The organism is Thermus sp. FJN-A (genome assembly GCF_054655095.1).
In genome coordinates this window covers 120,666-138,472 of sequence record NZ_BAAHSC010000190.1, presented here as the reverse complement: position 1 = coordinate 138,472, position 17,807 = coordinate 120,666, and the positions used below count along the sequence as shown (strand labels likewise).

The 17,807-nt window shown below is 68.7% G+C and carries 12 protein-coding genes, 3 tRNA genes and 1 other RNA gene; 6 read left to right on the top strand and 10 right to left on the bottom strand.

Annotation, left to right across the window (positions count from 1 at the left end):
* Positions 1-62: 62 nt before the first annotated feature.
* Positions 63-163: signal recognition particle sRNA small type (ffs, locus tag ACYQ0J_RS08290), an RNA gene on the bottom strand.
* 19 nt (positions 164-182) lie between these two features.
* Here ffs and ACYQ0J_RS08285 point away from each other — a divergent pair.
* Both ACYQ0J_RS08285 and ACYQ0J_RS08280 read left to right on the top strand, forming a co-directional pair.
* Entirely contained in the window at positions 183-1,061 is an 879-nt protein-coding gene (locus tag ACYQ0J_RS08285; protein ID WP_460171687.1) for an ABC transporter ATP-binding protein, read from the top strand.
* The gene (locus tag ACYQ0J_RS08280; RefSeq protein ID WP_460171686.1) at positions 1,054-1,824 is read left to right on the top strand and encodes an ABC transporter permease; all 771 of its coding nucleotides are present in this window, start codon (positions 1,054-1,056) and stop codon (positions 1,822-1,824) included. The genes ACYQ0J_RS08285 and ACYQ0J_RS08280 overlap by 8 nt, the downstream gene beginning before the upstream one ends.
* Here ACYQ0J_RS08280 and ACYQ0J_RS08275 read toward each other — a convergent pair whose 3' ends face one another.
* Complete coding sequence (locus ACYQ0J_RS08275) at positions 1,825-2,916, bottom strand: aminopeptidase (RefSeq protein WP_460171685.1); 1,092 nt, start codon at positions 2,914-2,916, stop codon at positions 1,825-1,827.
* 20 nt (positions 2,917-2,936) lie between these two features.
* Here ACYQ0J_RS08275 and ACYQ0J_RS08270 point away from each other — a divergent pair, with 20 nt between their 5' ends.
* A complete protein-coding gene (locus ACYQ0J_RS08270; protein WP_460171684.1) occupies positions 2,937-3,944 on the top strand; it encodes an E3 binding domain-containing protein in 1,008 nt (335 codons plus the stop codon).
* Here the strand turns inward: ACYQ0J_RS08270 and uvrB are convergent.
* Positions 3,941-5,938, bottom strand: a complete 1,998-nt coding sequence (uvrB, locus tag ACYQ0J_RS08265; protein WP_460171683.1) for an excinuclease ABC subunit UvrB — start codon at positions 5,936-5,938, stop codon at positions 3,941-3,943. The genes ACYQ0J_RS08270 and uvrB overlap by 4 nt on opposite strands.
* Positions 5,939-6,004: 66 nt before the next feature.
* Complete coding sequence (locus tag ACYQ0J_RS08260; RefSeq protein WP_460171682.1) at positions 6,005-8,869, bottom strand: S-layer homology domain-containing protein; 2,865 nt, start codon at positions 8,867-8,869, stop codon at positions 6,005-6,007.
* A 469-nt stretch (positions 8,870-9,338) separates the two neighbouring features.
* On the opposite strand from ACYQ0J_RS08260, the gene glmS reads away from it, so the two are divergent.
* Entirely contained in the window at positions 9,339-11,153 is a 1,815-nt protein-coding gene (gene glmS, locus ACYQ0J_RS08255; protein ID WP_460171681.1) for a glutamine--fructose-6-phosphate transaminase (isomerizing), read from the top strand.
* Between the two features lie 75 nt (positions 11,154-11,228).
* On the opposite strand, the gene ACYQ0J_RS08250 is transcribed toward glmS, so the two are convergent.
* From ACYQ0J_RS08250 to ACYQ0J_RS08225, 6 genes are all read right to left on the bottom strand, one after another.
* On the bottom strand, positions 11,229-12,809 hold the full coding sequence (locus tag ACYQ0J_RS08250; RefSeq protein ID WP_460171680.1) for an HD domain-containing phosphohydrolase: 1,581 nt from the start codon (positions 12,807-12,809) through the stop codon (positions 11,229-11,231).
* 8 nt (positions 12,810-12,817) lie between these two features.
* The gene (locus tag ACYQ0J_RS08245; protein WP_460171679.1) at positions 12,818-14,038 is read right to left on the bottom strand and encodes a DUF4127 family protein; all 1,221 of its coding nucleotides are present in this window, start codon (positions 14,036-14,038) and stop codon (positions 12,818-12,820) included.
* Between the two features lie 13 nt (positions 14,039-14,051).
* Entirely contained in the window at positions 14,052-15,029 is a 978-nt protein-coding gene (gene trxB / locus ACYQ0J_RS08240; RefSeq protein WP_460171678.1) for a thioredoxin-disulfide reductase, read from the bottom strand.
* 117 nt (positions 15,030-15,146) lie between these two features.
* Positions 15,147-15,222: transfer RNA gene (locus ACYQ0J_RS08235), tRNA-Glu, on the bottom strand.
* A 21-nt stretch (positions 15,223-15,243) separates the two neighbouring features.
* Positions 15,244-15,318, bottom strand: a tRNA-Glu gene (locus ACYQ0J_RS08230).
* A gap of 6 nt (positions 15,319-15,324) precedes the next feature.
* Positions 15,325-15,398, bottom strand: a tRNA-Gln gene (locus tag ACYQ0J_RS08225).
* 76 nt (positions 15,399-15,474) lie between these two features.
* On the opposite strand from ACYQ0J_RS08225, the gene ACYQ0J_RS08220 reads away from it, so the two are divergent.
* Together ACYQ0J_RS08220 and ACYQ0J_RS08215 are read left to right on the top strand one after the other, a co-directional pair.
* The gene (locus ACYQ0J_RS08220) at positions 15,475-16,074 is read left to right on the top strand and encodes a hypothetical protein (protein ID WP_460171677.1); all 600 of its coding nucleotides are present in this window, start codon (positions 15,475-15,477) and stop codon (positions 16,072-16,074) included.
* Positions 16,071-17,759 (top strand): hypothetical protein, encoded by a 1,689-nt coding sequence (locus ACYQ0J_RS08215; RefSeq protein WP_460171676.1) that lies wholly within the window; start codon positions 16,071-16,073, stop codon positions 17,757-17,759. Before ACYQ0J_RS08220 ends, ACYQ0J_RS08215 begins: the two co-directional genes overlap by 4 nt.
* Positions 17,760-17,807: the final 48 nt, after the last annotated feature.

The window sequence follows — 17,807 nt, the reverse complement described above, 5'->3', positions numbered from 1 at the left end:
GTTTTTTTCGCTAGGCTCCGTCCCCAAGGGCGGGCCGGGCCCTGTGGATAACCCTGTGGAAAAGGCCCCCGGCTACCCAGCGGCACCCGACCCGTGGCGCTTAGGGCTGCTTCCTTCCGGACCTGACCCGGTTCACGCCCGGACCGCCGCGCTGGACCGGGGGCTTGGGTAGTATAGCACCCATGGAAGCCCTGAGGCTAGAGGGCATCGGCAAGCGCTACGGCCGCAAGCCCGTCCTGGAAGGGGTAAGCCTTACGGTGCGGGCCGGGGAGGTGTATGCCCTGGCCGGGCCCAACGGCTCGGGCAAGACCACCCTGATCCGCCTGGTCACGGGCCTGGCCTTCCCCACCCGGGGCCGGGCCCTCCTCCTGGGGGAGGACGTGCACAAAAGCCCCGCCGCCCGGCGCCACCTGGGGGCGGTGGTGGAGGCCCCCGCCGCCTTCTACCCCTACCTCACCGGGCGGGAGAACCTCAGGATGCACGCCTACCTGGCAGGGCTGAGGGAAGAGGCCCGCCTCGGCGAGGCCCTGGCCCGGCTCAAGCTCCTGGCGGTGGCGGACCAGAAGGTGGCGAGCTACTCCTTGGGCCAGCGCCAACGCCTGGGCCTGGCCGCCGCCATCCTGCACCGACCCAAGGTGCTGGTCCTGGACGAGCCCACCTCGGGCCTGGACCCCGAGGGGGTGGAGCTGGTGCACGGCCTCCTGCAGGAGCTGGCCCGGGAGGGGGTGGCCGTCCTCCTCTCCACCCACCACCTGCAGGAGGTGAGCGCCTACGCCCACAAGGTGGGCATTCTGGGCGGGGGCAGGCTCCTGGACGAGGTGGCCCCCTCGGGGCAGGAGGCGTACCGCCTCGAGGCCGAACCCCTGGAAGGGGCCTTGGCCCTCCTCAAGACCCTGCCCCAGGTCACCTCCGCGCGGGTGCAGGGCCAGGCCATCCTGTTCACGGGGAAGCCCGAGGCCGTCTTGCAGGCCCTCCTGCGGGAGGGGTACCGGGTGAGGGCCCTCCACCCCCACCGCTTTGACCTCATGAGCTACTACCAGGAGAGGGTGCGCCATGCTTAGGCTCTTCGTCTTTGAGCTCTACAAGCTCTTCCGCCTTCGCTCCGTGGGGCTTGGGCTTCTCGCCGCCTTCCTCCTCCCCTTCCTCTGGGCCCTGGCCCCGGGGCTAAAGGAGGTCTACGGCCTGGTCCTGGCCTCGGGGTGGCAGGTGGTGTCCTTGAGCCTCCTGGCGGGGATGGAGTTCCTCTTCCCCTTCCTGGTGGTCATGGCCGCCAGCGAGGCCTTGGGAAGCGAGGTGGCCCAGGGCACCCTGAAAAGCCTCCTCCTCCGCCCCCTTCCCCGGACCCACCTCTTCCTCGCCAAGCTGATGGCGGCCCTCCTCTACCCCTTCGTCCTCCTCGGCACGAGCTTCCTAGGGGGGGTTTTGGCCGGGCTTCCCCACGGGCTTGGCCCCTTCTTCGGGGGCACGGGCCTGGGGGAAGGGGGCTTCGCGGGGACCGGGCTCCTCATGCCCCAAGAGGCCCTGGGGGAACTCCTCCGGGCCCACCTCCTGGCGGGGGCGGTCCTCGTGCCCCTGGCCTCCCTGGCCCTCCTCTACGCCGCCCTCTTCCTCTCCACCACCGCAAGCGCCCTGGCCGCCGTGGCCACCCTGCTCCTCATGCGCCTCCTCGTGGCCTTCCCCGCCCTAGAGCCCTTCCTCCTCACCACCTACCTGGACCTGCACCTGAGGCCCGAGGCCCAGGGCCTGGGGCTTTCCCTCCTCGCCATCTACACCCTGGGCTTCGCCCTCCTGGCGGCCCTCATCTTTGAGCGGCAGGACCTCTAGTTAGGCGAAGGGGTAGGGCTCGGCAAGCCCCACGAAGCGCCCCCGCTCCACCAGGGGGCTCCCGTCCAGGAGGAGCGCCCCCTCCTCCAGGGAGAGGACCAGGTCCCAGTGCAGGGCGCTCTCGTTTTTCGCCCCGGTCTCCGGGTAGCTCCGCCCCAGGGCCAGGTGCACCGTGCCCCCCATCTTCTCGTCCAGGAGGATGAGGCCCGTGGGGCGGGTGAGGCCGAAGTTGGTGCCGAGGCCCACCTCCCCGAGCCGCCGGGCCCCGGGGTCGGTGGCGAGCGCCGAGGCCAGGTAGGGCTCCCCCACCTCCGCCCGGGCCTCCACCACCTCCCCCCGGGAGAAGCGCAGGTACACCCCCTCCACCCGCCTCCCCCCCACGAAGGCGGGCAGGTTGAAGCGCACCTCCCCCTCGGCGGAGTCCTCCACGGGCCCCGTGAAGACCTCCCCCGAGGGCATGTTCCGCCGCCCGTCGGAGTTGATCCAGCGCCTTCCCGCCACGGAAAGCCGGAGGTCGGTCCCCGGGGCCAGGAGGCGGAGCTCCTTCCCCGAGGAAAGCCTGGCGATGAGAGCCTCCTGGAAACGGGAGAGGGCCCGCCAGGCGCCCACGGGGTCCTCCCGGTCCAGGAAGAAGGCCTTCTCCAGATAGGCCTTGAACTCCTCCGTCCCCATCCCCGCCCCCACCGCGTAGCCCACCGTGGGGTAGAGGGTGAGGGCCCAGCGCTTCCCCAGGCGAAGCTCCGTTAAGGGCCGCCAGGCCCGCTGGTGCCTCAGGGAAAGGCCCGGGTCCAAGGAGGCGGCCTCGAGGGGGTTCTCCGCGGAGAGCACCCGCAGGAACTTGTCCGCCTTCTGGTACAGGGCCACCTCCACCTCGGGGATTTCCTCCAGCCAGCGCCCAGCATGGCGCAGGAAGTCCCCCGCCTCCCCGGGGTAGCCCAGGCGGATGAGGGGATAAGCGCCCCGGCGCAGGAGGGCCCGCTTCAAGGGGGGTAGGAGGGGGAGGGCCGGGGTTTCCGCCTCCACCAAGACGGTCTCCCCAGGGCCCGCCTCCAGACAGTACACGGCTAACAGCTCGGCCAAGCGCTCTTCCACCCTGCTATCATAGGGCCAAGATGGCAGAACCCAAGATCACGCCCCTGGCCCGGCGGCTTGCGGAGGAAAACGGCATAGACTGGCGCAGGCTCCAGGGCACGGGCCCCGATGGGAGCATCGTGGAGCGGGACATCCTGGCCTACCTGGCCAAGGTGATGGCCGGGGAGGTGGACCTGCCCCCCATGCCCGAGGAGCCCCCCCCTGTCCTGCCCGAGGAGGACCTGAAGCGGGCCCAGGAGGCCCTGGGCCGGGAGGGGGTGGACCTGGCCGAGCTGATCCCCGAGGCCCCCAAGGCCCCCACCTTGCAGGTGGAGGAGGTTCCCGAGGAGGAGCTGGACCTGGAGCCCGCCCTCCTGGAGGACCTGGAGCTGGACCTGGAGGAAGAGGCCCTCCTCCTGGCCGAGGAGCCCGAGGAGACGCTGGAGGAGGCCCCCGTCCTGGCGGAAGAGGCCCTGGAGGAGGAGCTGGAAGCCCTCCTAGCCGAGGAGACGGCCCTGGAGGAAGCCCCGGAAGAACCCCCGGTGGAAACCCCGGCCCCCCTAGGGGTGGCCCCTGCGCCCGCGCCCGCCCCCTTGGGGGTAACCCCGGCGGCGGCCCCTGCCCCCGCCCTCCGGGTCTTCCGCCAGCCCCTGGACCCCGCCCCCTTGGAGGCGGCCCTCCAGGCCTTCCACCGGGCCCACGGGGTGCCCAAGACCCCCCTTCCCTTCCTCCTCAGGGCGGCGGAAAGGGCCCTGGCCGAGCTGGAGCTTCCCCTAAGGCCCCTCCTGGGCCAGGTGGCGGGGGAAGGCGTGCGGGGCCTTAAGCCCAGGGGAAGCTTCCTCGCCCTCTTCCAGGGCCTCGAGGGCCAGGAGGAAGGGGAGGGGCTTCTTTGCTTCGCCGGGGAAGAGGAGGTGCACACGGGCCGCCCAAGCCTCTTCCTCCTTCCCCAGGGGATGCTCACCGCCTCGGGGCTGGAGGCCCCGGTGGCGCGGAAGCTCCTGGAACGGGTGGCCCTCTACCTGGAAAACCCCGTGCTGCTTCTGGCCTAGCGCTTCTTCCGCCGCTTGCGGCTTCCGGGGACAGGCTCAGGGGTCTTCAGGCCTTGGAGACGGGCCTCGAGGGCGCGAAGCTCGTCCCTGAGCCTCGCCGCCCGCTCAAAGTCCAAGGCCTCTGCCGCCTGCCACATGGCGAGCTCCAGCTCGGCGATCCGCTCCTTTAGGTCCTCCCCGGAAAGCTCTGGCGGGGGGACCTCCTCGTAGCCCTCGGGGCGGATCACCGCCCGCACCTCTTTCTTCACCGTCTCCGGGGTGATGCCGTGCTCAAGGTTATAGGCCTCCTGGATGGCCCGCCTCCGGTTGGTCTCCTCTATGGCCCTCTGCATGGCCTCGGAGACCCGGTCGGCGTAGAGCCAGACCTCGCCTTTGGCGTTCCTCGCCGCCCGGCCCATGGTCTGGATAAGGCTCCGTTCGCTCCTCAGGAAACCTTCCTTGTCCGCGTCCAGGATGGCCACCAGGGAGACCTCGGGGAGGTCCAGCCCCTCGCGGAGGAGGTTGATCCCCACCAGGCAGTCGTAGTGGCCAAGCCTTAGGTCCCGGACCAGGGCCTGGCGCTCAAAGGCGTCCAGCTCGTGGTGGAGGTAGCGGGCGCGGATCCCGTGCTCCACCAAAAAGCTCGTGAGCTCCTCCGCCATGCGCACGGTGAGGACGGTGACCAGGGTGCGCTCGCCCCTTGCGGCGCGCTCCCGGATCCCCTCCATGAGGTCCAGGATCTGGTTCGCCGTGGGCTTGACCCGCACCAGGGGGTCCAATAGCCCCGTGGGACGGATGATCTGCTCCACCACGCGGCCTGAGCGCGCTAGCTCAAAGGGCCCCGGGGTGGCGGAGACGAAGACCACCTGAGGCACCTTCTCCAGAAACTCCTCAAAGCGCAAGGGCCGGTTGTCCAGGGCCGAGGGGAGGCGGAAGCCGTAGTCCACCAGGGTCTTCTTCCGGGCGTAGTCCCCCCGGTACATTCCCTGGAGCTGGGGCACGGTCACGTGGGACTCGTCCAGGAAGACCAGGAAGTCCTCCGGGAAGTAGTCCAGGAGGGTGTAGGGGGGTTCGCCGGGGGCCTTCCCCGTGAAGTAGCGGGCGTAGTTCTCCACCCCGGGGCAGGTGCCCATGACCCTTAGCATCTCCAGGTCGTAGAGAGTGCGCTCCTTGAGGCGCTCTGCGTAGAGGACTTCCCCCCGCTCCTCAAAGTAGCGGACCCTCTCCCAGAGCTCCCTCTCAATCTCCTTCAGGATCTCTTCTAGCCCCTCCGGGCTTAGGTAGTGGGTGGCGGGGAAGAGCACGAAGCCGGGAAGCTCCCGAAGCCTCTCCCCGGTGATGGGGTGCACCTGGAGGATGCGCTCCACCTCGTCGCCCCATAGCTCCACCCGGATGGGCTCGGTCTCGTAGGCGGGGAAGACCTCCAAGACCTCTCCCCTCGCGCGGAAGCGCCCCGGGGAGAGGTCTATCTCGTTCCGCTCGTAGCCGAGTTCCACGAGCCTCTGCAAGAGGGCCTCCCGGGGGTAGGCCATGCCCCTTTCCACCACCAGGTTCCGCGCCCGGTACTCCCGGGGGTCCCCGAGGCCGTAGATGGCGGAGACGGAGGCCACCACCACTACGTCCCGCCGGGTGAGGAGGCTTCGGGTGGTGGAGTGCCTCAGGCGCTCGATCTCGGGGTTGATGCTGGCATCCTTCTCTATGTAGAGGTCCTTCCCCGGCACGTAGGCCTCGGGCTGGTAGTAGTCGTAGTAGCTGATGAAGTACTCCACGGCGTTCTCCGGGAAGAGCTCCCTGAACTCCGCCGCGAGCTGAGCCGCCAGGATCTTGTTGGGGGCGAGGACCAGGGCAGGCCTCCCCAGGGCCTCGATGACCTTGGCCATGGTCACCGTCTTCCCCGTGCCCGTGGCCCCGAGGAGGGTGACGAAGCGCTCCCCGTCCCTCAAGGCCTCCACGAGCCCATAGATGGCCTGGGGCTGGTCCCCCTTGGGGGCTGGCCCCCGGTAGCGGAAGGTCATCCTTCCCAGTTTAGCCCAAAGGAAACCCCCCCGCCCGCGGGGGGCGGGGGGACGAGCCCTTAAGACCTAGAACTTCACGGTGTAGCTGATCTTGAAGGCCTGGCCGTGGGTCTGGTTGCCGTTGTTGTTAACGTCAGCCTCCACGTAGGCGAAGGTGAGGTCCCAGTAGGTCCAGGTGAAGTACCACCCGCTCACGCTGCCCTGGTTGCTCCCCGCCGAGCTTACCGCGTTGTTATAGAGGTAGTCGGAGGTGGTGGAGCTGGCGGCGTCAGCAACACCCAAGAGAATGGGGGCGTTGAGGCCGCTGCCCATGTAGGAAGCGTACTTGGCCTCCACCGAGGAGTTCTTGAAGAGGAACTCGCCCAGCTTCAGACCCACAGCGTACTTGCTTTCGGAGATGGTACCCGTGGTAGCAGGTCCACTGTTGGCCGAAGTCACCTCAGTAGACCGGGCGTAGTACTCCCCGAAAAGGCTCGGCTTGAAGGGGAGGTCCAGGGCGATGGAAGCCGCCACGCCGTACTTCACCGTGGTGTAGTCGGAAGCGGTGCTCCCTGCTGCGGCGTCCTGGGTGTGGTACCGGCCCATGGGCTTGAGGGTGAGGGGCCCGAGAGCCAGCTCGTAGGAGCCGTAAACGGCGATGTCCTGGGTGGTGAAGCCGCTGGTGGCGTTATCGTACTTCTGCGTGTAGGCGGCCGTGAAGTTGAGCTTGGGAAGCAGGGCGGCCTGAGAAGCCCCATCGTGGGCGAGCTTGGCCCCGTACTCGCTGGCGTACACTGCGTCAGCGGGCTTCTCGGTGAGGATGTAGCGCGTAGTGGCCCCGTTAAGCTGCGCAATCCGGTAGAAGCCGCTCAGCGTGAAGCCGCCGAAGGCGAGATCCGCCTGGCCACCGTAGGCCACCAGCTGGTCGTTCGCATTGTAGTTGAAAGCGCCGTAGGAGTTGGTGACGCTTTCGTTGGCAAGGACCGTGGAGCTGTCGTAGTAGCCCTTGACCGTGACGGGACCGAGACCGGCGGAAGCGCTCACCCCAAAGCCCTGGCGGTTGGAGCGGAAGGGAGCCCCGTTGATGACGTTGCCGTTGGAATCGACACCGCCCCAGCCGCCCTGGTCCAGGGTGCTGGTGGCATCCCCGGAGAGCATGTTCGCCCCGGTAACCCCGGTGCCGATGTTCCGGTAGTTCCCTGCCACAGAAACAGGCCCCAAGGCTACGTCGGCCTTCACGTAGTACCCGTTCGCGTTGGGAGCAGAATCGGAATTGAAGTACTCCCCGGAGAGGGCCGCAGGACCCAGCTTCACGCTGGCATCCACCCCATACACGGTGGTGGGGGTGGGGAAGGTGGGGGTAGTGGTCCCTTGGTTGGCGTCCTGGCCCTCCTGGACAAAGGAGCCACCCAAAGCGAGGCCCTCAACGGGGTTCAGCGCCAGACGAGCGCCGCGGAAGTACTTGAAGTCCCCATCGTTAGCCCCCTTGGACCCATAAACCCCGGTCAGCGTAGCCCCCAGAAGGCCCGGCTTGAAGGTGGCTACGAAGCCGTGCCCGCGGCTGTTATAGTTGTTGTCAAAGACGTATTCGGTGAACTGGGACCTCGCCGACCGACCGAAGCTGAAAGACAGGGTCTGGTCCTTGGCCACCGCCAAGGTAGACGAGAACTCATCCAGGGTAAGGTTGATGGGGTAGGTGGGCGTACCCGTGCTGGGATCGTACTTGCCAGGATTGGTGAGCGTCGCCCGCAGGCTGAACTGGAGCAGATTGGGGTAGCTGTTCAGCTTGCCCGGATCGGAAGTCGCTTCAAGCTTGCCCGTGGAGAAGTTAACGCTCAGGGTGGCGTTGGTGACGCCTTCCGTGTTCTTGCCCAGGTCAGCCTCGTCGCCCACAGAACCATCGCCATCACCGTCCCCAGTGCTGAACTTGCTGGAGAAGAGGCGGTCAATGTCAAAGGTGTTGGCCGTGCCCGGCCCCGCAGGCGAGGCATCGGTACCCCAGGCCCGGTAAACGCTGTAGTTGAGGCTCAGGCTACCGCTGATGGTGAAGGCGTTCCGCTCCAGCTTGGAGACCTTGCCGGAGAGGTCGCCCACGGTGCCCTCCAGCTTGGAGACCTTCTCGGAGAGGCCCACCAGGTCGGAACGCAGGGCGGCGGCGAACTCCTGGACGGCAGCCACGTCCTCCTTGGAGGCGAACTGCTCGAAGTCCACCCCCTGCAGGTCCGCCAGGCCCTTCTCCAGGGCGGTGACCCGGTCCTGGAGGGCCAGCACGTCCTGGTTCAGGAGGACGGCGAGCTCGTTCAAGGCCTGGATGGCCTGGGCGCTCGCCTCCACCTGGGTGCCCAGGGAGGCCAGGTCGCCCTTCACCCCCTCCACGTCCTGGGCCAAGGCGTCCAGCTGTTCGGCCAGCTGCTGGGCCTGGGCGAGGGCGGTGTCGGCGGCGATGGAGGCGGCCTCCACCCGGTCCATGAGGTCCTGCAGGGCCGCCTGGTCCATGCCGGGCTCCGCGGGCGCGGGCTTGGCCTTGAGCTCCTCAATCATGGTCTCGAGGCGGGCGATGTCCTCCTTGGTGGCGGCGCTGTCCTCGAGGGCGGAGACCCGGACGCCCAGGGCGGCGAGCTCGGCCGCCAGCTCCTGCACGGCGTTCTTCAGGGCCTCGAGGTCCTCCGCGGACATGGCCTCCATGGTGGGGGACTCACCCTTGGCCTTCAGCTCCTCCTCGATCTGCTGCAGGAGGCGGTAGATGAGGAGAGCCGCCTGGTAGCGGGTGAGGGTCTCGTTCCCCCGGTAGGTGCCGTCGGGGAAGCCCACGATGATCCCCTTGGCCGCCAGGGCCTCCACGGCCTCCTTGGCCCAGTGCCCGGCGGGCACGTCGGAGAACTGGGCCAGACCGAAGCCCATGGAGAGCACGGTCAAGAGCCCCGCCAGTAGCATGACTAGCCTTTTCTTCATATTCCCATGCACCCCCTTCAGGGTCTATCGGGAAAGGTGGGTGCGGGCGAGTTTCCGCGTTTCCTCCCCCACCGAGCCTCTCCCGGGATGCAAGGCTGCCTTACGCCCAGAGGGCCTGCTTTTCCCTTGCATCCGCCGGTATCATAAAAGGCTCACGCGGAGCCTGTCAAGCCCCTAGGCTTTAGCTTTGCTATACTTGCCGCGGGGGGTGGGAGGCTGGATGAAGATGGTTTCCAGGAAGGCGGGAAGCGCAGGGGGCCTTTTGGCCTGACGAGGTGGCGGACCCCAAGGTGGGGATAACCGGCGAGGGCCGGGAAAGGTCGAGGCGATCCGCGGATGCCGCCCGGGGTGTGCCCGCCCCGCCCGCCTGAGAAAAGCCCGGAGGGAAAGCCCGAGGAGGGACAACCGAAGGGCAGGGCGCCCAAAGAACCCAAAGACCGGAGTCTTCCCAGGCTCCGAGGGGAAAAGCATGTGTGGAATCGTAGGGTACATTGGCTTTCGTAACGCCACGGATGTGCTTATCCAAGGCCTGAGGCGGTTGGAGTACCGCGGGTACGACTCCGCGGGGGTGGCGGTGAGGACCCCGGCGGGGCTAAAGGTGGTGAAGCGCTCGGGGAAGCTTTCCGCCCTGGAAGAGGCCCTCAAAGGAAGGGACCTGGAAGGTCCCTTGGGCGTGGGCCACACCCGCTGGGCCACCCACGGGGCCCCCACGGACCCCAATGCCCACCCCCACACCACGGAGGACGGGAAGATCGCCGTGATCCACAACGGCATCATTGAAAACTACCTGGAGCTCAAGGAGGCCCTCCTCGCCCGGGGGCACCGCTTCGCCTCGGAGACGGACAGCGAGGTCCTGGCCCACCTGGTGGAGGAGAAGTACCGGGGGGATCTCTTCCAGGCCCTAAGGGAGGCCCTGGGAGAGGTGCGGGGGGCTTACGCCGTGGTGGTGGTCCACGAGGACCGGGAAGAGATCGTGGCCGCCCGCACCGTGAGCCCCCTGGTCATCGGCCTGGGGGAGGGGGAGAACTTCCTGGCCTCGGACGTGCCCGCCCTCTTGCCCTACACCCGCCGGGTCATCTTCCTGCACGACGGGGATCTGGCCCGCATCACCCGGGAAGGGGTAGAGGTCACCGACCTTCAGGGAAACCCCCTCAAGCGGGAAGTGGTGGAGGTGGACTGGTCCTTGGAGGCGGCGGAGAAGGGGGGCTTCCCCCACTACATGCTGAAGGAGATCTACGAACAACCCTGGGTGCTGGAGAACACCCTGGGCGGCCGCCTGCGGGAGGAAGAGGGGGACGTGGACCTGGGGCTAGGCCTGGACCCCAAGGAGGTGGAAAGGGTTCACGTGATCGCCTGCGGCACCGCGGCCTACGCGGGGTGGTACGGGAAGTACCTCCTGGAGGCCCTGGCCCGCATTCCCACGGAGTGGGACGTGGCCAGCGAGTACCGCTACCGCGACCCCGTGGTGGACGGGAAGACCCTGGCCATCGCCATCAGCCAGTCCGGGGAGACCATAGACACCCTGGAAGGGATCCGCGAGGCCAGGCGCAAGGGGGCGAGGACCCTGGGGGTCATCAACGCCAAGGGCTCCAGTATCACCCGGGAGGTGGAGGACGTGCTGTACATCCACGCAGGGCCAGAGATCGGGGTGGCCTCCACCAAGGCCTACACCGCCATGCTGGCGGCCATGGCCATGCTGGCCGTGCGCTTGGGCCGCGCTCGGGGTGCCCTCAGCCGGGAGGCGGCCCAGGGGCTCATCCGGGAGATGCGCAAGCTCCCGCGCCTGGTGGAGGAGGTCCTGGAGCAACGCCCCCTCGTGGCCCACATCGCGGAAAAGTACCACCAGGCCCAGGACTTCCTCTTCCTGGGGCGGCACGTGCAGGCCCCCACCGCCTACGAGGGGGCGCTTAAGCTCAAGGAGATCAGCTACATCCACGCGGAGGCCTACCCCGCCGGGGAGATGAAGCACGGGCCCATCGCCCTCATAGACGAGCGCTTGCCGGTGGTGGTTCTCGCCACCCAAGGCCCCCTCTACGAGAAAACCCTTTCCAACATCCAGGAGGTGCGGGCCCGGGGCGGCCGGGTGATCGCCCTGGCCACCGAGGGGGACGAGGGGATAAGGAAACTCGCCCAGGACGTGATCTACCTCCCCGCGGTCCACCCCCTCCTGGCCCCCATCGTGAGCGTGGTGCCCCTGCAGCTTCTGGCCTACGAGGTGGCGGTCCTCCTGGGGCGGGACGTGGACCAACCCCGGAACCTGGCCAAGAGCGTAACGGTGGAATGATACCACCCCATGCCGGCTTGGGCCAGCATGGGGGCCCCGGTAAAACAGGGACCCGCAAGCCCTAGGGGCGGGCGCTTAAGCCTCCCCCGCCACGAGCTCCAGAAAGGCCTCCACCACCTTCGGGTCCAGGCCCTTACCGGCCTGGGCCCGAAGCTCCCTTAGGGCCTCAGCCCGGGGCCAGGCCCGCTTGTAGGGGCGCTCGGAGACGAGGGCATCCCACACGTCCACCACCGCGAAGATGCGGGCCTCCCAGGGGATCTCCTCCCCCTTGAGCCCCTGGGGGTAACCGGAGCCGTCCCAGCGCTCGTGGTGGTGGAGGACCACGTTGAGGGCCGTCTTGGGAAGGAAGGGGAGCGCTTTCAGGATTTCCGCCCCCACCTCCGGGTGCGTCTTGACCGTGGCCCATTCCCTTGCCGCGAGGGCAGAGGGCTTCCTTAGGACCTCATCGGGCAAGGCCAGCTTGCCCAGGTCGTGGAAGTAGGCGCCGAGGCGGAGGCCCTCGAGGTCCGGAAACCCCAAGGCCTCCCCTAGGCGCAGGGAAAGCTCCGCCACCCGCTCCGTGTGCCCCCGGGTCTCCAGGTCCCGGTACTCCAAGACCCGGGAAAGCGCCCTCAGGGCAGCCTCCCGGGTGACCCTCAGGGTGCGCAGGTGGAAAAGCCGCTCCAGCGCTTCCTCAAGCCGCTTGGCCACCAGCCGTAAAACGGCCTCGTCCTCCGGGCGATAGGGCACGGGGGCCCCAAACGAAGCCAGGGCCAAGACCCCGTACCGCCGCCCCTCAGGCCTAAGGGGCACCAGAAGAACGGACGTGAGGCCGCTTTCCGCATAGGGTTTAAGGGCCCCGGGGAAGCGGGCATAGTCCTCCACGTACACCGGGCCCTCCCATAGCCGGGGGTGGCCCAGAAGCCCTTCCCCGAAGCGGATGGGGTGCACTTCGTAGAGGTGGGGAAAGCCCGGAGGGTAGCGCCCCGCCATCACGCCAGGCCGCACCCTCCCTTCCTGGAAGAGGAAGAGGGCCCCCCCGTGGTAGGGGGTGAGGCGTAGGAGGGTTCCCAGGGCCTCCTCCGCCATGGCCAAGGGTTCCCGGGCGCTCTCCAGGGCCAGGGAAAGGTGGAGCAGGGCCTGGGCCCGCTCGGCCTCGGCCCTGGCCTGGTTCAGGGCCTCTATGCGGGCCAGGACCACCCCGGCCGCCTCCGCCAGGGCCTGGAGCCAAAAGCGCTCTTCGGGGAGGATTTCTCCCACGCCCCCGGCGGTGTCCAGGGAGAGCACCCCGATGGGCCGCCCCCCTGGGTCGCGCACGGCCACCCCCAGGTAGGCGCTAGCCTGGCGCCTGCCGGAAAGGAAGACCGCCTGGGCTTCTTGGCTCACGTCGGGGATGAAGAGGGGATCTTCCCCCTCCAGCACCCGCCAAGAAACCCCCTCCCCCCGCCTCAGGCGGAAACCCAACCGGTCCCGGGAAAGCCCTTCCGCCGCCACCAGCTGCAGGACGTCCTCCTTCGCCAGGTAAAGGAAGAAGAGCACGGAAACCGCCCGGGTGGTGGCCTTGGCCGTCTCCACCACCTTTCGGTACACCTCCCCCGGGCGCTCCAAGGGAGCCAGGAGGCGCCAGGCCTGGGCCAGGGCCTGAAGGCGCCTTAGCTCCAACACCTCAAGGGTCATAACGCCCCTCACTCTACCAGGTGGGGCGGGCGGGAGGGAAAGACCAGGCTAAGGCGGCCCGTGGCCTCAAAGGCGCGGCCCCAGGGAAAGCCCACCCCCAAGAGCTCCACCCGGTAGCCGTCCAACTCCCAATGGGGCCAGAGGTCCCTAACCGCCAGGGCCCCTTCCGGCAGGGGCTCGGGGTAACGGGCCCTCACCCAGGGCCTTCCCACCTCTCCCCACCAGTAGTGGAAGTAGGCCTCGGCGAGGCGCATAAGGCGCCCCTCCCCGTCCCCCAGGAAAAGCCCTCCTTGCGCCAGGGCGCTCCCCAGGTTGTTGGCCGGGGTGCCCCAGGCGGCGTAGGCGGCAAGCCGCCCGTAAAGCCCCAGGCCCTGGAGGTAGGCCATGAGCCCCCCGTCGCCCCGGTTCACCCGGGAGAGGTCGGCCAGGGCCACGGGGTGCCGGGCCATGAGGCCCATGAGCCGGAGGGCCGCCTGCCGCGGATCCCCGCCCCCGTGGAGGTAAAGCACCAGGTCGGGACCCTCCCCAAGCCCCACCCTTTGGGCCCCGGCGCTTCCCAGCACCCCGGCCACGGTCCTCTCCAGGGGAACCCCCTCGTAGGGGGTTACCCGGTCCGGGGATACCCCCTCCCCGTACACCACCGCCACCCGGAGCCCCGGGCGCCAAGCCCTGAGGAGGAGGACCTGCCCCGCCTCGTCCGCCCCGGGGCGGCTGGGGTAAGGGAGCCCCCTGGCCTCCATGGGCGCGGGCGAGCCCCTCACGGCATCGTCCCAAACGGCTTCCAGGTACACCCCGGGAATCCCCGCCCAGGAAGCAAGGGCCTGGAGCACCTGCAGGTTGCGCTCCCTCTGGGTGGCGTCCCACCGGGGTACCACGCCGAAGAGGTAGAGCCTTCCCCCGTGGCGGGCCTTCCAGGAGAGGAGGGGGGCGAGGCGGGCCAGGGCGTCCTCCGGGGGGAGGAGGAGGTGGCGGCTTTGCCAAAGCCCCCCGTAGGCCAGGACGTCCAGGCTGGCCACCAAGGCCCTTCCCGGCGTCCTCCCAAGCCAGGCCCTAAGGGCCGCCAGGTCCGCCCCCTCCGGGCCCCGGTAGGCCTCCTGGGGCGGGCAGCGCACCAGCCCCCAGGCGCAAGGGGCGAGGTTCGGGGGGCGGTCGTCCAGGGGAAGGTAAAGGGTCTGGGCCAAGCCCAGACCCCCCAAGAGGCCCAGGAGGAGGGCAAGGGACCGCCGCACCCCACCCCGAAGGCTAGCCCCTCACCGCCTCGTGGGCTTCCGCCAGGTAGCGCTCGGCCATCATGGCGGCCCGGGTGCCGGCCCCCACGCTGGTGGTGAGCTGGCGGTAGACGGGGTCGGCCACGTCCCCTGCGGCGAAAATGCCGGGGACGGAGGTGAAGACCTCGTCCCGCACGGCCACATAGCCGTCGGACCTGAGCTCCACCACCCCCTTGAGGAAGCCGGTGTTGGGCTCGTGCCCGATGAAGACGAAAACGCCGTCCGTGGGGTAGACGTACTCCTCCCCCGTCTTCAGGTTCTTGAGGCGCACCCCCGTCACCTGCTCCTCCCCCAGGATCTCGGTGACCACGTGGGAGAAGAGGAAGTGCATCTTGGGGTTCTGGAAGGCCCGCGCCTGGGCCACCTTGTTGGCGCGAAGCTCGTCCCGGCGGTGGACCAGGGTGACCTTCCGGGCGAACTTGGTGAGGAAGAGCCCCTCCTCCACCGCGGCATCCCCCCCGCCCACCACCACCACCTCCTTGTCCCGGTAGAAGAAGCCATCGCAGGTGGCGCAGGTGGAAACCCCCCGGCCGTAGAACTTGTCCTCCCCGGGCACGGAAAGCCTCCTGGGGTTGGCCCCGGTGGCGATGATGACCGCGCGAGCCGCGTAGGAGCGCTCAAAACCCCGGACCACGAAGCCCTCCCCCTCCCGCTCCAGGCCCAAGACCTCGTCCATGACGATCCGGGCCCCGAACTTCTCCGCCTGCTGCACCATGCGGCTCGCCAGCTCCGGCCCGGAGATGCCCTCGGGAAAGCCGGGGTAGTTCTCCACCTCGTCGGTCTGGGCGATCTGCCCCCCGGGCAGGCCCTTCTCCACGATCAGGGTCTTAAGCTGGGCCCGCCCGGCATAGATCCCCGCGGTGAGGCCCGCAGGCCCCCCGCCCAGGATGACCACGTCGTACCGTTCTTCCTCTTGACCGCTTCCCGCAAGCCCCGTGAGGGTGAACTCCATCGCTCGCCTCCTGTGGTTCAGGTTACCACCCCTCCATACCAGGAGGGGGTATACAGCGCCTCCAGTTTGGCGCAAAAGGCAGGGGACGTCAAGGAAAGCAAGCGTCCGAGCCGCTCCTGGTGACCCCAGGGGGATTCGAACCCCCGTCTCGGCCTTGAGAGGGCCGTGTCCTAGGCCTCTAGACGATGGGGCCATGCGCGGCTCGGACAGCTCCTGGTGACCCCAGGGGGACTCGAACCCCCGCCGCCGCCTTGAAAGGGCGGTGACCTAACCGCTAGTCGATGGGGCCAAAGTTTGGCTGGGGTGCGTGGACTCGAACCACGACCGGCGGATCCAGAGTCCGCTGTCCTGCCGTTAGACGACACCCCAGCGGCGGGCGCCCGATCCCTCGGGCAGAGGTTATGGTACACTCTGAAGGGCAGATTGGCAAGCCCCAGGTGCCCTTATGGAGGAAAGCCTTTTGCAGCTCCTGAGCCGGTATATCTCCCCCAGGGCCGCGGAGAACCTGGTGGCCCGGGCCTTGGCCCAACGGGCCCCCAGCACAAGGGAAGCCTGGGCCCGGCTCATCGAGGAAGTCATCTGGCCCGAGCTTTCCCGCCTCCTCCCCTTCCGGGAGATGCCCCCGGAACTCAAGGCCTTGGTGCGGGAGGGGAAGAGCCGCCTCACGCCAGAACCCGAAGCCGAGGCCGAGGAGGAGGGAGAAGAGGACGCGCTGCGGGAAGTGGTGGACCTCGAGGACCCCACGGCCCGGCAGGCCCTGGCCCAGAGGCTCGCCCGCCTGGAGGGGGTAACGGGGGTGGTGGTGGCGGGAGGAAGCGGAAAGGAGGAGCTCTTTCCCGAAGAGCCCGTTCCCTTGCACCTGGCCCACCTTCTCCTCCTGCGCCAGGGGTACGCGGTTTTCTACGCGGTGCTGGGGGAAAGCCTGGTGGCCGTGAGGCCCCTGGGCCAGGGGTACGTGGGCCTCACGGCCCGGAAGGACAGCAACGTGGGCCGCCTGCTCCACGCCCTGAGGCGGCTTGGGTCCATCGCGGAGGTCAGCGGATGAGAGGAAGGCTTTTCCCAGTTCTGGTCCTCGGCCTCACGGCCATGGCCGCGCCCCTGCCCCAGGTCTACGACCGCCTGGAGGGGGCCCTGGGGCAGGTGCGCGTGGATAGGCCTGAACAGGCCCTTTCCGCCCTGGAGCGGGCGCAGGGCCTCCTCCGCCAGGAAGCGGAGGGGCTTCCCCCCGTCCTCCGGGATGCGGCCTTGAACAACCTGCAGGAGGCGCGGCAGGCGGTGCTCAGGAGGAGCCGGGTGGACCTCGAGGCCCGCCTCCTCCTGGTGCGCCACCTGGTGGGCAAGGCCCTGTACGACGGTTTCCTGCAAGCCCCTGCCTCGGAGAGGCCCGCCTACCTGGACCGCCTGGTCCGGGCCACGGGGCTCCCCGCCGCCCAGGTGCAGGGGGTCCAGAACCTCCCGCCGGAAGAGGCGCGGCTTCGGCTGGAGGCCCGCTTCCTGCAGCTTTTAGCCGAGGACCTTGACCAAACCCTGGCCGCCACCTCCCGCCCCCAGGCCTACCTGGCCCTGGCCCGGGCCTACGCCCGCTACCTGGTGGTCCAGGACAGCCCGCAAAGCACCCTGAAGGCCCAGGACTTCATCCAGGCCCTGGCCAGGGTTTCGGGGGGGGAGAACTTCCGGCCAGGGGTTCAGGAGCTGCAGAAGAAGGTGGCCGCTTGGCGCCAGGGCCTGCAAGCCCGAAGGGCGGCCCCTCCAAGCCCCGCCCCCACCCCTCCCGCCCAAGCCTCCCCACCCCCCGCTTCCACACCGTCCCCCGCTCCGCCCCCTTCCCCAAGCCAAGTCCGCCCGGCGGAAACCTTCCTGCCCCAGGAGATCCGCGAGGAAACCAGCCTGCTGCGGCTGGACCCCGAGGTAGCCCTTCGCGTGGGCGAGGCCCTGCAACGGCTGGCCCTCCCCAGCCTGGTCAACTGGCTGGACCTCCTGGACGAGGTACGCAGCAGCCTGGCCCAAGCCCAGCTCTACACGGAAACAGGCCAGTATCAGCGGGCTCGAGCCCAGCTGGGCTACGCCTATAGCCGCTTCCGCCTGAAAATCTACCCGGTGGTGGGCGCCTACGCCCCCGAGCTGGCCGAGCGCGCCGACCGCCTCTTCCTGGCCATGCAAAACGCGGTGGGTCTGCGCACCGTGGACTTCACCGTGCTTCTGGGAGAGATCCAGGAGCTTGAGGAGCGCCTCCTGGGAGGTACCCTGGGCCCCTGGCACGCCCTGCAGGTCCAGATCCAGCTTTTCTTCCTGGGCATCCCCCGGGCCGTGTTCTTCCTCTTGGCGGCTGCCCTCGCCTTCTTTCCCCTTTACCTCGTCCGGCTCACCTTCGGGGGCAGGAACGTGTACTGGAACCTCTTGGGTCTCGCCTTTCTCTTCCTGGTATTGCCCATCGTGGCCGAGGGGCTTTCCTACCTGGGCTCCATCCTGGCCGAGTACGGGGGGCTACCCGCTCTAGGGGCCTTGGCCAACCTCTCCGTTGCCCAGGCGCTGGGGCCTTATCTGGCCTGGGGGCTTTCCGCCTTCCTGGTGGTGGCCTTCGCCGGGGCTGGCCTCCGGGGCATTGCCGCCCAGTTCGGCCTCCTCAAGGAGCGGGGGGCCGAGGTTACCACCTCCACCGGGATGGAGCGGGAGCGTTCCGCCAGCACCCTCACCAGCGAGACCATCGTGGAGTGGGACGAGGAGTTCTAAGTACCCCGCCGAGGCTTCCGCCTCGGCGGGGGCTCTAAAAAGGCATGC